Origin of the sequence: Allohahella sp. A8 (genome assembly GCF_047946665.1) — a bacterium.
Classification (GTDB): Bacteria; Pseudomonadota; Gammaproteobacteria; order Pseudomonadales; family Oleiphilaceae; genus Allohahella.
In genome coordinates this window covers 1,677,957-1,691,625 of record NZ_CP172312.1, presented here as the reverse complement: position 1 = coordinate 1,691,625, position 13,669 = coordinate 1,677,957, and the positions used below count along the sequence as shown (strand labels likewise).

The 13,669-nt window shown below is 56.1% G+C and carries 12 protein-coding genes; 6 read left to right on the top strand and 6 right to left on the bottom strand.

Features of this window, described 5'->3' with window-relative positions:
- Positions 1–8 precede the first annotated feature (8 nt).
- The 4 genes from ACH3PB_RS07670 to ACH3PB_RS07655 all read right to left on the bottom strand — a co-directional run bounded on the left by ACH3PB_RS07670 (position 9) and on the right by ACH3PB_RS07655 (position 5,956).
- Positions 9–1,016 (bottom strand): Rpn family recombination-promoting nuclease/putative transposase, encoded by a 1,008-nt coding sequence (locus ACH3PB_RS07670; protein ID WP_416398874.1) that lies wholly within the window; start codon positions 1,014–1,016, stop codon positions 9–11.
- Positions 1,017–1,457: 441 nt separating this feature from the next.
- Positions 1,458–3,923: an efflux RND transporter permease subunit gene (locus tag ACH3PB_RS07665; RefSeq protein WP_416398872.1), complete on the bottom strand. Its 2,466-nt coding sequence runs from the start codon at positions 3,921–3,923 to the stop codon at positions 1,458–1,460.
- Between the two features lie 3 nt (positions 3,924–3,926).
- Positions 3,927–4,673, bottom strand: coding sequence for an SDR family oxidoreductase (locus ACH3PB_RS07660; protein ID WP_416398871.1), 747 nt, complete (start codon positions 4,671–4,673; stop codon positions 3,927–3,929).
- 95 nt (positions 4,674–4,768) lie between these two features.
- Positions 4,769–5,956 (bottom strand): L-dopachrome tautomerase-related protein, encoded by a 1,188-nt coding sequence (locus tag ACH3PB_RS07655; protein WP_416398869.1) that lies wholly within the window; start codon positions 5,954–5,956, stop codon positions 4,769–4,771.
- 161 nt (positions 5,957–6,117) lie between these two features.
- Between ACH3PB_RS07655 and ACH3PB_RS07650 the strand changes: the two genes are divergently transcribed.
- Positions 6,118–7,284: a hydroxymethylglutaryl-CoA reductase gene (locus ACH3PB_RS07650; RefSeq protein WP_416398868.1), complete on the top strand. Its 1,167-nt coding sequence runs from the start codon at positions 6,118–6,120 to the stop codon at positions 7,282–7,284.
- Between the two features lie 2 nt (positions 7,285–7,286).
- Here ACH3PB_RS07650 and ACH3PB_RS07645 read toward each other — a convergent pair whose 3' ends face one another.
- Positions 7,287–7,514, bottom strand: a complete 228-nt coding sequence (locus tag ACH3PB_RS07645) for a hypothetical protein (RefSeq protein ID WP_416398866.1) — start codon at positions 7,512–7,514, stop codon at positions 7,287–7,289.
- Between the two features lie 312 nt (positions 7,515–7,826).
- On the opposite strand from ACH3PB_RS07645, the gene phnD reads away from it, so the two are divergent.
- Genes phnD through ACH3PB_RS07620 form a run of 5 tightly spaced genes read left to right on the top strand, consistent with a single transcriptional unit; the run spans position 7,827 to position 12,056 of the window.
- Positions 7,827–8,819 carry a phosphate/phosphite/phosphonate ABC transporter substrate-binding protein gene (gene phnD / locus ACH3PB_RS07640; protein ID WP_416398864.1) on the top strand — a complete coding sequence of 331 codons (993 nt, stop codon included), beginning with the start codon at positions 7,827–7,829 and terminating at the stop codon, positions 8,817–8,819.
- 51 nt (positions 8,820–8,870) lie between these two features.
- Positions 8,871–9,686, top strand: a complete 816-nt coding sequence (gene phnC / locus ACH3PB_RS07635) for a phosphonate ABC transporter ATP-binding protein (protein ID WP_416398863.1) — start codon at positions 8,871–8,873, stop codon at positions 9,684–9,686.
- Entirely contained in the window at positions 9,683–10,471 is a 789-nt protein-coding gene (phnE, locus tag ACH3PB_RS07630; protein WP_416398861.1) for a phosphonate ABC transporter, permease protein PhnE, read from the top strand. Before phnC ends, phnE (ACH3PB_RS07630) begins: the two co-directional genes overlap by 4 nt.
- On the top strand, positions 10,465–11,274 hold the full coding sequence (gene phnE, locus ACH3PB_RS07625) for a phosphonate ABC transporter, permease protein PhnE (RefSeq protein ID WP_416398859.1): 810 nt from the start codon (positions 10,465–10,467) through the stop codon (positions 11,272–11,274). The genes phnE (ACH3PB_RS07630) and phnE (ACH3PB_RS07625) overlap by 7 nt, the downstream gene beginning before the upstream one ends.
- Positions 11,274–12,056: an HAD-IIB family hydrolase gene (locus ACH3PB_RS07620; protein ID WP_416398858.1), complete on the top strand. Its 783-nt coding sequence runs from the start codon at positions 11,274–11,276 to the stop codon at positions 12,054–12,056. Before phnE (ACH3PB_RS07625) ends, ACH3PB_RS07620 begins: the two co-directional genes overlap by 1 nt.
- A gap of 50 nt (positions 12,057–12,106) precedes the next feature.
- On the opposite strand, the gene ACH3PB_RS07615 is transcribed toward ACH3PB_RS07620, so the two are convergent.
- The gene (locus tag ACH3PB_RS07615) at positions 12,107–13,576 is read right to left on the bottom strand and encodes an aminotransferase class I/II-fold pyridoxal phosphate-dependent enzyme (protein ID WP_416398856.1); all 1,470 of its coding nucleotides are present in this window, start codon (positions 13,574–13,576) and stop codon (positions 12,107–12,109) included.
- Positions 13,577–13,669: the final 93 nt, after the last annotated feature.

The following is a 13,669-nucleotide window of genomic DNA, read 5'->3' as shown; positions in this document are numbered from 1 at the left end:
CCAAAAGATCAGCCGAGCGCGTCCTCGAGTGAATCAACTTCAAGAACCCGGTCTATCCACAGCTCGAGCTGCTCGCCTTTGGCACTATCGATCCGCTCGACGGCCCACTGGGGCATCTGCCCGAACCGCTTGCTTAGAAGACGCTTTAGCATCCGCGCTTCCCCAAGCTCAATGCCTTGTTCGCGCCCCTGTTCAATGCCTTGTTCAAGCCCTTGTTCAAGCCCTTGTTCGAGACCTTGTTTCAGCCCTTGCTCAATAAAGGCCCGGCCCCAGTTATTGCTTCGCTCGTTTAACATGCTGTGCATCTCCGTAAGGTTCCGAATGGATTCCAGCTCGATTCCTTCTACTTTATTTCTGATCAGTATACGTCCAATCCACTCATTGAATGCTCTAACCAGGTCCGCCTGTCGGTCCTGATCAAGCCAGACGATAAGGTTGGCTACCACTCTAGCCAGCGCCTCCGGCCCATCAGCCAGCTCAGCTCTGATGAGCGCTGCGGTCGGATTCTTCAGTCGCTCAAGTTCCCTTGCATCAAAGCTGTGTTCATCGATCAGCAAATACTGCAGTGAGGGCTGGAAAGCCTGCAGCTGCTCCGGCATTGGCTGAATCAGATCGGCCAGACTGATAGCAGCCTTCCACGGTTTTACCCCATTATACAGGACCAGCGGTAAGACGGGCGGTAGTTTTGCCTTCCCCGAGAGCTGCTTCGATTTGATCAAGTCCTGGTACAGCAGGCCCACGTAAGTCAGCAGCCGTACGGCCATAAAGCGGTCGACCGTCGACTGGAACTCGAGCAACAGATACAGATAGAGCCACTGCCCACGAAACTTCACCCGCCAAACCAGATCGTCAGCCCGCTCACGCAAATCGTCAGTGATATAGCTGTTGTTGAGCTTTTCCAATGTGGAAAAATCCAGGTCCTGCACCCAGTCGAAGGGCACGAAGCCGAGCATTAGATCGCGTACCATTTCGGGATGCGAAAACAGCTGTTTATAACCATGATCATGAACTGCCATGAGTACCTCGTCCTTGAAGTGGACGGGCAGGGTAACGGTTTCTTCAGCGGGGTGGAATACTTGGGATCGACGGGCCGCAGCCCATCATCACGTCTTCTGAGCTCCTGTCCCTCTACGAAGCCACTGATCCGTCGACATATGGGTCAGGGGAGGGCTACCTAATGGCTACTGTTTATCAGGAAAAAGCCCGTTCACCGACGGAGAGTACCTGATTACTTTAAACGGGCTCCTGGTTGTGATCATGGCGCTGACGATATTCTCCGTATCTAGAAAAAGGAAGGCTGACAATGTGTGACCGGTGCCAACGGAGCTGGAAGAGATTGCCCCGTCCACCCGGGGCTACTGCCGAAATTCCTGGCGGTTACAAGGAGCGATCTTCATAACTCGTCTTCTTCTGATGACGGTGCCAGCAACGCAGGCTTGAGCTCCATGAAGAGTGGGTCAGACTTGAGGCCCAAATGGCTTCACCATCAAAATAAGCTTAGGCAGCAGCGTAAGCGAAGCCACCAGCGCCACCAACATCGCAAAGCCTGTGAACAGCCCGAAGTAAATAGTCGGAATGAAGTTCGATAGCACCAGGATCGAAAAACCGATGATGATGGTGAGGGAGGTATAGGACATCGCACGGCCGATACTTTGATGGCAGCGATGCATGGTCGCGGTGTAGTCCCGGTCGGTCGGGAACTCGATGCGGAACCGGTGAATGTAGTGGATGGTATTGTCCACCGCGATACCCACGGCAATGGCTGCAACAGTGATTGTCATCAGGTCCAGCGGAATGCCCATCCATCCCATCATGCCCAACACGCTCGCTGCGGCCAGCAGGTTAGGGGCAAGCCCGATCAGCGCAAGCTTGACCGAGCGAAACACGATGAGAAACATGATGGCAATGGCCCCGAACACAAAGCCAAGTGTCTTGATCTGGGAATCGAACAGACTCTGCAGCATGTTGTTGTACATCACGGTCATACCCGTGAGCACAAACTCATTTTCATCATAGCCAAGCTCGGTCGTCATATGGGTCTCGATCTCCCGGAGCAGCTCATCGCGCTTCAGTGTTGGCGAGGAATCGCGCAGCCTGATACTGAATCTCACTTGATTCGCTTCCTCGGAGACATACGGTGTGACCAGCACCGCGCTCAGATCTTCCGGCAGCATCTTCGGTACAAGGGCTAGCTGAACAGCGTCCAGTTCGCGATCCTCATTGATCGTCTTGATGAGGTCGAGGGTCGTCGTAACCGAGATGATCTTGCCAGTGTGTTCAAGTTGCTGGAGATAGTCATGAACCTGTTTCAGCTGGTCGATTTTCTTTGGCGTAAACCAGGTGTCGCGCCACTCTTCACCCTCTTCACACTCGTCGAGGAAAGGGTCGCAAGGTTCTTCTTCGTCATACCCCTCAGGTGCGGGCTCACCGTTGATGACGAGATCCAGCGGTGAGGTGCCACCGAGTTTGTTATCGATCACCAGCATGCCCTGGTGAATTTCAGTATCGGATTTGAAGTAGTTGATGAAGCTGTTCTCGACCGACAGGCGCGTGATGCCGGCCACGAATACGATTGCGAGTATGGCCGAACACACAGTCACCATGCCGCCGTGACGCTCAGTCAGGGCAGCAAAGAATCGCGTATAGGCGCGGCCATGATCGGCTGGAAGATCGCCTGGCGGTGGTGGCATGAGCATCACAAGCGCCGGGAACACGAGGAAGGCGACGAAGAAGGCAAGCCACAGGCCCAGCGTCATCATCCAGCCGAAGTCGATCACAGGTCGAATGCCACTCAGGGTCAGTGACCCAAAGGCGACCACGGTAGTCAGCGTCATGTACAGGCAGGGCAGTACCATGGCCTTTACAGTTTCCAGCATCATCCTGCGTTTGTCGTAGTCTGGATGGGCGTGCTGGTTTTCCCGGTAGCGGACGATCAAGTGGATGGTCAGCGATAATGTCGTAATAAGCAGGAGCGAGACGTAATTGGAGGAAATGACGGTCACCGGCCAGTTCAGCCAGCCGAGGTAAGCAGTGACGAGCCAGACCGTAAAGGTACAGCAGAGCAGGGGCGTCAGCACCCATTGCCACTGCCGGAAGATCAAGGTCAGCGTCAGTACCATGAAGAGCAGAACACCTGCGCCGAAGGTGTAGAGATCACTCTCGATGAAATCAATCATGTCGGCAACGATCATTGGCACGCCACCGAGGTGGAGCTCTGCATTGCTGCTGTAGCGGTCAAGGATCTCGCGCACATTGGCGATGGTCCTGTCCTGCTGTGCCACCAGGCTTTCCTTGAGCTCGATGAAATCCGTGTTGAGCCGCTCCAGCTCAGCTGACTCCGTAGTCGAGAGCGTGGTCTGCGCACGAAGGTCGTTGCGTCGGTTCAGTAACTCGTAATAGTGATCAGGAGTAGGCAGGTTGATCTGTATAGCGGTGGTTTCGCCGTCTTCGCTGATCAGGAGATTGGGATACAGCGGGTTCGACAGAAGTGCTTCACGTGCTACGTCCAAAGGCACATCGTCTTCGTCGAGCGTGCGGATTTCTGAATCGACGTTATCGAGGGTAAGCTCGGGACTGTGCAGCAGTGGCACGCTGAGTATGCTGTTGATCTCACCGACGTTCTCGAGCTTCGCCAACTCGTCCCGAAGCGATCTCAGCGTGTCGATATTGCGTTCCGTGAAGAGCTCATCAGCTGGTGAGAACGTGACCACGAGGAAGTCTTCAGTCTTGTCGAAACGCCGGTTGATCTCCCGGAACTGCTCAAGTGATCGGTCATTCTCGAGCACCAGTGACTCAGCCGAGGCATCAAGACGAAACTGGTCAATTCTGAGGCTGGCCAGCACGAGCACGATTGCGAACAGCACGAGCACCAGGGCAGGGCGGGAAATTACCGTACGATTATAGAGCGACGTTAGTAGGTTCATGAGCTAGCCCATTCGTGCGATGAGGCGGGTCGGGAGTAGCTTGAGTAGCGGTCTGAGAACCCCCGCGAGATGGACTGGTACTGTTGCACGCGCAACTTTCTTCTCGATGAGATCGGCAAAGATTTTCGCGCCTTTCTCCACGGTGATCAGGAAGGGACGCGATTTCAGGTGGCGGTTTATCTCGGTGTCGATATAGCCTGGGTGGAGTACCGTAACGGCGATTTTCTCCTTATAGGTTTCAGCCCTGACTGCCTCCATGAAGGTCGATAAGGCTGCCTTCGATGCGCAATAGGCTGCGTTGCGGGGCATGCCCCGGTAGGCTGCGAGCGATGAAGTCGCTACAAGGTGTCCGTGGCCCTGCTGACGGAATATCTTCAGAGCCGCAGACACAGTGGCAATGGCGCCGTTGACGTTGGTATCGATCGTCATAAGATTGTCCGCCAGAGGCATCGTGCCGACCTTACCACCCCTGGCAATGCCGGCGTTGGCGAGCACAATATCGATCTTGCCGAGCGCGCCAGCCAGCTTGTCAAAGACCGGCTGCACTGTTTCATAAGCAGTGACATCGAGCGCCTCTACTGCGATCTGTGTCTCGGGATAGCGTGCGGCAATGTCCTCTGCTATAGCCTCCAGCCGTTCGAGCCGACGAGCAGTGAGGCCGAGATCATAGCCGCGCTCTGCCATCTCAAAGGCCAAGGCCTTACCTATGCCATCACTGGCGCCAGTGATCACGATACTTCTACGGCTCATCTCGGGGTGCTCCTCATTCACTCAGGCCTCTGTTCAGCGGAGAGCTTACGAGGCCTGTAGCGGACGCACAAGCGCAACCCGGCCTTGCCGACGGTTTACTTCTTCAGTTTCACACGAAAAAGGCTATATGGTTTCTTCCGCAAATCCTTCCCGCCATGGAAACCAGGCTGACGATGCAGTTGATTAGCCGTGAAATACAGGTAGCCATCGGCTGCGACTGAAAGCGTGTCCGGCCACAGTATGCGCGGGTCGTGAGCAATCGTTGTCCAGCTGCCGTCCGCATGCCGCTTGTGAATGGCGTTATGCTCATAGTCGGTGGCGTAAACGGCACCGGTGGCGTCAGACTCCAGTCCATCCGAGGCCCCTTTTTCGCCAAGATCCTTCACAGCTTCAATCAGTTTGCTATCGGGTATCGAGTCATCACGCAGCATCGCAGTCGGCACCGAATAGAGGTGACGACCGGAAAGAGGGCTGAAGTAAAGAACCTTGCCATCAGCCGGCAGCGCTATGCCGTCGGCTGCGACAGCGAAGGCAGAGGTCGTGCCATCAGGCGCACGGTTCATCAAGCGCCGACCTTCGACCACAGGCACAAAATCCGGGTCGGGTGAAGTCGAATCCGCGCCACTGAGCCGCCGCAGGGCTTTACCGCTGGCAATATCGACCACGATGATGGCTCCCGGTCCCTTCATGGAAGAATCCGTTACGTAGGCTGTGCCTGCCTTGCCTTCACTCAAGTCGAAGCGGACGTCATTGAGATAGGTAGAGTCGAGTATCACATCCTTGGGGAAGACAATCGTTTTCACGACCTTATTGCTATCCAGATCGATCGCGACCAGCTTGGCGCCCCCAGGCTGCGGTGCTGAAAATCCGGGCGCAGCGGTATCCAGGACCCATAGACGATTCTGGCTATCCATCACGACGCTTTGGACGCTGATAAAGGCCTCGGCAGCCGGCTGTCCTTTGGGCGTGTTGATCTTGATGTCAGGATAGGGCACAGCCTTGCCATCCCGCAGCTCAGCGACCGTGAACGGTACATCATCTCCCCAACGCGGGAAGTTCACGAAGATGCGGCCATTATCCGCAACGGTAACGCCGGTTGGCATGGGGCCATCGAATGCAAAGACCTGTTCGATGTCTCCGACGGTCTGTTCGTATGGCAGCGCCGGCGAAGGCACTTGCGGCAGTGCGGTAGCGGCGATAGCAGCGGTAGCAATAGAGCCATTCAGGGCCAATGTCGCCCCAAGTGCGATAGCTGGAAGTAGTGGATAGGGAAATTTCATCATGACGGCAGTTCCATAAGACGTAGCTTGTGTACTACGGTCGGGAACTGTGGTTAGCCTTCGGCACTTGATTGTCCGCCGCCGTGGTCCCGCATACTGGCAATGTCAGTGAGGCGTTGGCACACTTCAGGCTGACCGCCAACCTGACCCGAGAGCGCTAGCCAATGACCGATCGAATTCCCAGAAGCAAAGACAACGACAATACCGTCGAGATGGGCGAAGCACGCCGCGACTTCGTCAAGCAGCGCACGGGTGTGAATCTGGAGCATGTCGGCAGTTTCTCCTTCGATCCTGCCATCACTGCAGGCAATATCGAAAACTTCATTGGTGTAGCCCAGGTGCCCATGGGGCTTGCCGGTCCGCTGTTGGTCAATGGTGAGCATGCCCAGGGCGATTTCTATGTGCCGATGGCAACCGCTGAGGGTACGCTGGTGGCGAGCTACAACAGAGGCATGCGCTTGCTGAGAGAGGCGGGCGGGGTGACTGTCAGCGTTGTCGACGACGCCATGCAGCGCGCACCGGTCTTCGTATTCGAGAATGCGCGACAGGCTCGGGACTTCGGTAACTGGATCGATGAGCACTTCGACGAGATCAGGCAGGCGGCTGAGAGCACGACCCGGTCGGGCAAGCTCCGCAACATCGAGAAATATGCTGCTGCGCGCATGCTCTACCTTCGCTTCAACTTCACCACCGGTGACGCCGCCGGGCAGAACATGGTGGGCAAGGCCACCTTTGTGGCCTGTGAGTGGATCAAGGCGAATAATCCGATGGTGGAGAAGTATATTCTCTCGGGCGCGATGGATACCGACAAGAAGCACTCCACGCTGAATACGCTGCATACACGGGGGAAGCGCGTGATTGCGGAGGCGACCATTCCCAATGCACTGCTGAAGTCCATCATGGGTGTTGACTCGGAGACGCTGTTCAAGATGCGCTCCATTACCCAGGTTGGCAGTTTCATGGCGGGCTCAGTCAACACCGGTGCACATTCTGCCAACGGCATAACGGCCGTATTCATGGCCACCGGACAGGACGTCGCGAATGTGGCTGAGTCTTCCGCAGCCATCATGTTTGTCGATGTGAATGCGGCTGGTGATTACTACATCTCGATCACCATTCCGTCGATGATCGTGGCCACCTACGGCGGTGGCACTGGTCTTGCGACGCAGAAGGAATGTCTGGAGATGCTCGGCTGCTATGGCAAGGGTAAGGTGCGCAAGCTCGCTGAGATTATTGGCGCAACTGTGTTGGCCGGGGAGATATCGCTTAGCTCTGCAGTGCTGGCTGGCGACTGGGTTACGAGTCACGATGCGCTGGGGCGAAACCGCTAGCTCTACGGGCCGGACTGCTGCTTTTGGGCGGGGACGGGTTTTCTCAGGAGATCGAGCAGCTTTTCCTCAATACCGTTGAATTCTGTCTGCCAGAGCCAGAGCAGCATGGATACGATGCCGAGAACGTCTCCGCCCTGAAAGCCGTCAGTCAGTACCCCCGCGACGCCGGCGATGGCGATGAGGATCCTGTTCGTATGATTGATGGTGCGCATTTCGCGTTGCGAACACATCGTCCTGTCCTCCCTTCATGAAATTTGCTGCTTGCACTTACCATAGATGGACAGAGGCTGTGTTTTCGACGGAGCATTTCTCGTCAATAATGTGATTTTTTAAAGCTATCAGCTGATATTGGATTTTGTACGCTCCTTGGTTCAGTCTTTCGCTAACGAAACCCCCCGCTTCCAAACTGAACATTTCCTGTTACTATCGACGTACAGTTGAACATCCGACAATAACAACAATCTAACGAAACGCGTCCGCTCGGGATGTTCAATGCACGGCATAGTTGCTCATGCTCGGACCGTTTCCAGTGGAGTATTTGTATGGTTTCACGGACAAAGCTAATTCCGAGTATCCTGCCTTCGGCAACTGTAGTGGCGACAGCCTTGCTGTTCAGTTTCAGCGGCCAGACATTCGCCGCCTGTGAGCGAGGCGCGCTCGACAAAAAATACTGCGACGAAAACGGCGACCTGGTCGCCGACCTGCCCAAGGACAAATCCGAGTGGGTCAATCCAGATACCTTGATCTTTGCCTATACACCGGTCGAAGACCCGGCCATCTACTCGGATATCTGGCAACCCTTCATCGATCATCTCTCCAAAGTCACTGGTAAGGACGTTCGCTTCTTCGCCGTGCAGTCCAATGCGGCACAGGTAGAAGCCATGCGCAGTGGTCGTCTGCACATTGCCGGTTTTTCGACCGGTCCTACGCCTTTCGCAGTCAATCTCGCTGGCGCGGTGCCTTTTGCGTTGATGGGCTCGGACTCCGGTCAATTCGGTTATACGCTGCAGGTCTTCACGCAAAAAGATTCCGACATCAAGGCAGTCAAAGACCTCAAAGGCAAGCGCGTCGCGCACACCTCACCAACGTCCAACTCTGGCAACCAGGCGCCCATGGCGCTGTTTCCTGAACTGGGCGTCGTGCCGGGAGAGGACTACAAGATCAACTTCTCGGGCAGCCATGATCAGTCGATGCTGGGTGTAGTTGCTGGTGATTACGACGCTGCGCCAGTGGCCTCAGAAGTGGTCGATCGTATGGCCGCTCGCGGACTGTATGACCCCAAGGAGGTGCGCATGGTCTGGGAGTCGGATCGCTTCCCGACAACCTCCTATAACTATGCCTACAACCTGGATCCTGCCCTGGTCGAGAAGATCAAGGAGGGCTTCTTTAGCTTCAAGTTTGCCGGCACAGAGCTGGGCAAGGAGTTTGAAGGCGTCGAAAAATTCATTCCGATTAACTACAAGGATAACTGGAAGGTCATTCGCACCATCCAGCAGGCCAATGGCGTGGACTATACCCGCGACAAAATCGAGTAGGCAATCAGAGGCCTCTGGCTACCCCTCAGAGGCGTCATCCGGAGTGAATGCATGTTAGAGATTACCAATCTCGTAAAACGCTACGGGCAGAACGAGGCTGTGCTCAAAGGTCTCGATCTGACGGTCGATGGCAGCAGTGTCGTGGCCATCGTCGGCGCCTCAGGTGCCGGAAAAAGTACGCTTTTGCGCTGTATCAATGGGCTGGTCGAGTCGACCTCGGGCTCGATCAAACTGAACGGTAACGAACTGGTTGGTCTTCGCGGCAGCGCACTGCGCCGCTCACGCCAACGCATCGGGATGATCTTCCAGGGCTTCAACCTGATTGATCGCCTGAGCGTGATGGAAAATGTGCTATCCGGGCGTCTTGGCTATGTGTCGTTTTTTCAGGCACTGACGCGTCGTTTCCCACAGACCGACATCGACCGTGCCTTCCATCTGATGGAGCGGGTGGGCATCGATCAATACGCTGATAAACGCGCCGATCAGCTCTCTGGTGGTGAGCGGCAGCGGGTGGCCGTGGTGCGTGCGCTGATGCAGGAACCGGAGATTCTACTGGCTGACGAACCCACCGCCTCACTGGACCCGAAAACCTCTCAGCAGATCATGAGTCTGTTGCAGAGCCTGGCGAGCGAAATGTCATTGCCGGTGCTGATCAATATCCACAATGTCACACAGGCGCGACTATATACCGACCGCATTGTCGGCATGCGCCATGGTCAGATGATCTTTGACGGTGCGCCTGCCGACTTCGATCAGGCCGCGCTGGATGCCATTTATGGTGGTATCGAAGCGCCGGATGAAACTGGGCATGAGAGAGCGCGCGAGCCTGCGCGTGAGGCATTCAAGACTCAGGAGCCTGCGGCATGACAGGCAGGGTCTGGAAAAAGCCGCCCTTTATTACCAGTCCCTGGCTACGCTATGGCTTGATCGCGATAGCGCTCACCTACCTCTACTGGGCATTCTCCACCTTGCCGTTCAACTGGGAGCGAATTTCAGAAGGCCTGCCTCGCGCGGCTCGAATTTTCGGCGGTGCCTTTCCACCCAGCTTCGAGCGGGGCAGCCTGTTGTGGACGGGCTTCAAGGAGAGCTTCCAGATTGCGTTTCTCGCAACGCTGATGGGTGTTGGTCTGTCTATACCCATCGCAGTGATGGCTGCCAGGAACGTCGCCCCCATGCCCGTCTATCTGCTGGGGCGCGCCATCATTATCGTGTCTCGCAGTTTTCATCCGGTCATCGTCGCCATCCTGCTGGTGGCAGCCGTAGGCTTTGGTCCGCTGGCCGGCATCCTGACGCTGACACTCTATTCCATCGGCTTTGTCGCGAAGCTGCTCGCTGAGGAAATCGAAGAGATTGACTGGGGGCAGGTCGAGGCGATGCGCTCGGTAGGGGCAGGGTACTTCAAGGTGCTGTTATACGGCGTTCTACCTCAGATCATCCCCCGTCAGATCGGCCTGTCAATGTACCAGCTGGACAGCAATCTGCGCGCCTCGGCGGTGGTCGGTATCGTCGGTGCCGGTGGTATCGGCAGCACGCTGATGAACGCCTTCGGCCGTTACGACTATGATTTTGCCTTTGCCATTCTGCTGATGATTATTGGCATTATTCTGCTCAGTGAGGGCTTCAGCGGATGGGTCAGGAAAAAAGTATGGTAGATCAAGCTGCAAGGCTGTCAGATCGAGTCTGGTCACGTTATGACCGCAAGGAGCAGATGATCCGCTACGGGATCTACCTGCTTACTGTGCTTGCGGTGGTCTGGGCGGTAAAAGACATCGATATCTTCTGGCCCTGGGTATGGGATGCGCCAACCCAGATTCAGAACCTTGGTGCCAGGATGTGGCCGCCCGAGTTCGCCAGGTGGAATGATATCTTTCAGGCGATGCTGGAGACCGTCCACATCGCTACCTTGTCGACAGTGCTCACGATTTTCATCGCCTTGCCGGTGTCCTACATCGCAGCTCAGAACACCACGCCTAACAAGGCCACGCTGTGGCTCGGCCGGTTCATTCTGGTCTCGAGCCGTTCAGTAAACACCATTATCTGGGCACTGCTGTTTGTTGCCATATTTGGCCCAGGCGTACTGGCAGGTATTCTGGCCGTGACCTTTCGCTCCATTGGCTTTATCGGCAAGCTGATGGGTGAGGCTATCGAAGAAATCGATCACCGTCAGGTCGAAGCCATTCAGGCGACGGGCGCCAGCAAGATGAAGGTGGTGCTGTACGCGATTGTGCCGCAGGTCATGCCGGCCTTTTTCGCCATCGTCATCCTGCGCTGGGATATCAATATCCGCGAATCCACCGTCCTGGGCCTGGTGGGCGCTGGCGGCATCGGTGTGTTGCTACAGGGTTCCATCGACCTGTTCGCCTGGCAGACCGTCGCCACAATCCTGCTGGCGATTCTCGTGCTGGTCATCCTGGGCGAAGCGATTACCAGCATGCTGCGCAAGAAAGTCATGTGATGATGGATAACGTAGCCTTCGGTGGCGCCGACATTCTGTTTACTGATGTAGATGACACCCTGACCACTGGCGGGCAGCTCTTGCCCGAGACCTATCTTGCGCTCTGCAAGCTCGCGGCAGCGGGCATTCGCGTCGTTCCGGTCACCGGAGGCTGTGCTGGCTGGTGTGACCAGATCATCCGTACCTGGCCAGTGGCCGCCGTTATCGGGGAGGGCGGCGCTTTTTATGCGCATCGTACCGCACCACAAACCGTTCGCTGGCACTACTGGGACAACCAGGCCTCGCATCGCGAGGACCAGACGAAGATATTAGCAGCTGTCGCAGCGCTCGAACTGGACTTCAAGCCCGAACTGGCGAGCGATCAGGCCTTCCGCTATGTCGATGTGGCGGTGGACTACAACCAGCAGCAAGCGCTGAGCCCGGAGCAGGTGAAAAGCCTCCATGACGCACTGGTCGCACAGGGCTTCAATGTTCGGCAAAGCTCGATTCATCTCAATGTCTGGCTGGGCGACTTTGACAAGTCTACGATGGCCATACGTGTTGGGCGTGAGCTATTCGACCTTGAGTTGTCGGCCTTGCAGGCGAGGTCGGTGTTCATCGGCGACGCACCCAATGACGAAAGTATGTTTCGAAACTTCCCCTTGAGTATCGGTGTGGTGAATATTCGTAGGCATCTGCCAGTGATGGCCCACAAACCGGTGGCTATCACTAGTGAACGTTCGGGCCTTGGCTTTGCTGAAATGGCTGAGGCGTGGCTGCGGCAGCGGGTGAGCCTGGGCTAGATTACTGTGGCCTGCTCAACCCGCTGCCTTTCTATTTCCGACCCGGTCTTCTATTTCTTCTCACGAAACGCAGACGAGGGCAGGGCCCTGCTCATCGAGGCCGTCCCCGGAAAGGGTTCCACCTGGTGGTAGTTCAATCCGGCAGCCTCCCAGCGGCGCAGGAACTCCTCTATGACATCAGGCCAGCTGCCGAGGTGCAGGCGGACGTATGGCGCCGGTGCGGCCTGATTGAAGAGTGACGCACTGATCAGAGTCCCGGTGGCATAAAACAGATCATCCCTGAAACGATCGATACTTTCGGCACCTGCCTGATACACCTTCGGCACCTCGAACAGCATATACGACGTTGACGGCCCTACGCAGACGCTGTCTTCAGGCCAGCCCATGCGCTCAACAAGCCGACGGCGTACGTGTTCCTTCTGTGCGGTATAACGCAGTCCGCTCTCCAGGGTCCAGTCAGCCGATTCAGGCTCCGCCAGCCAGGCGCACATCAATTCAGCATTATGGGTGTTGCAGTGATAGCGATTGATCCAGGATTCGCGTCCCAGCTGGCGCAGAAGCACCGGAGACGTTGTGATTGCGGCTACACCCATCGTATTACAACTGAACTGTTTGCCAAATGGACGAGTGGCCACCCAACGGTCGAACATCCCGGAACGAACCAGATCGTTTACGCCGTTGTTGACGTCAAATAGCTCCAGAACGACCCGAAGATGATTTTCCACAGGAACGAGTGGATCATGAACATTGTAGTAGGCGTCGTCGATCAGCAGATAGGCCGACTCTCGGGCGCTTAGTTCCAGCAGGAACGCCGTCACATCAGATGCCCATTGCTTGCCAGTGGGATTGTGCTGCGGGTTACTGATGGTGAGCGCCAAGTGCCGCTCGGGGTCTTCGCTTACCGCTTTGGCGATGTCCCGCCACTCGGATAAATCGGGCTGCCAGCCATTTTCGGGTCTAATCGGCAGATAGACGATCTCGAAGCCAATGTCCTTGAAAACCCCTCGGTAATCCCACGCAGGCGTTGGCACCAGTGCGACTGGCCGCTGTTCTGGATGAGTTGCCTTGGCATGACGGAAGGCGACTTTCCCGAAATCGTACATGGCCATTCGGGTCGTCATGGCCAGGCAGCCTACGTCGATATCCAGCCCTTTTGGGGGCCGACGCTCGCTAAGCTCGTGTTCAGCCAGTATAAGCTGACGCATGAAGTCGCGGTGTCGTTGGATGCCATAGCCGCACTCCGCATAGCCCATGTCTTCGGGCTTGAACTTGAAGTTGTTGATGAAATTCAGAAAGCCGGGGCTGACACCATTCCAGTGCTCTCCCTTGACTGCGTACAAGACCGGCCCGTGGGGTTGTCCTGCATCTTCGTAGGCCTTGAACAGAACCTGCTCAGGAGAGACTTCGCGAAGCTCGTCTGAATCGTTTTTCAGGTGATTGAACGCCCCGGCGATATGGCTTCTTGTATTGGCTGTGTGCATCGGCAATGGCGCTGCCGAGGTTTTATAGTTGTTTGACATGACTACCTTTCGATATCGAGTGATTTTAGCTCACACCATGCAAGCAGATCCGGCGGCACCCCATGAACTGGTATCGCGACGCGATAAAAAATC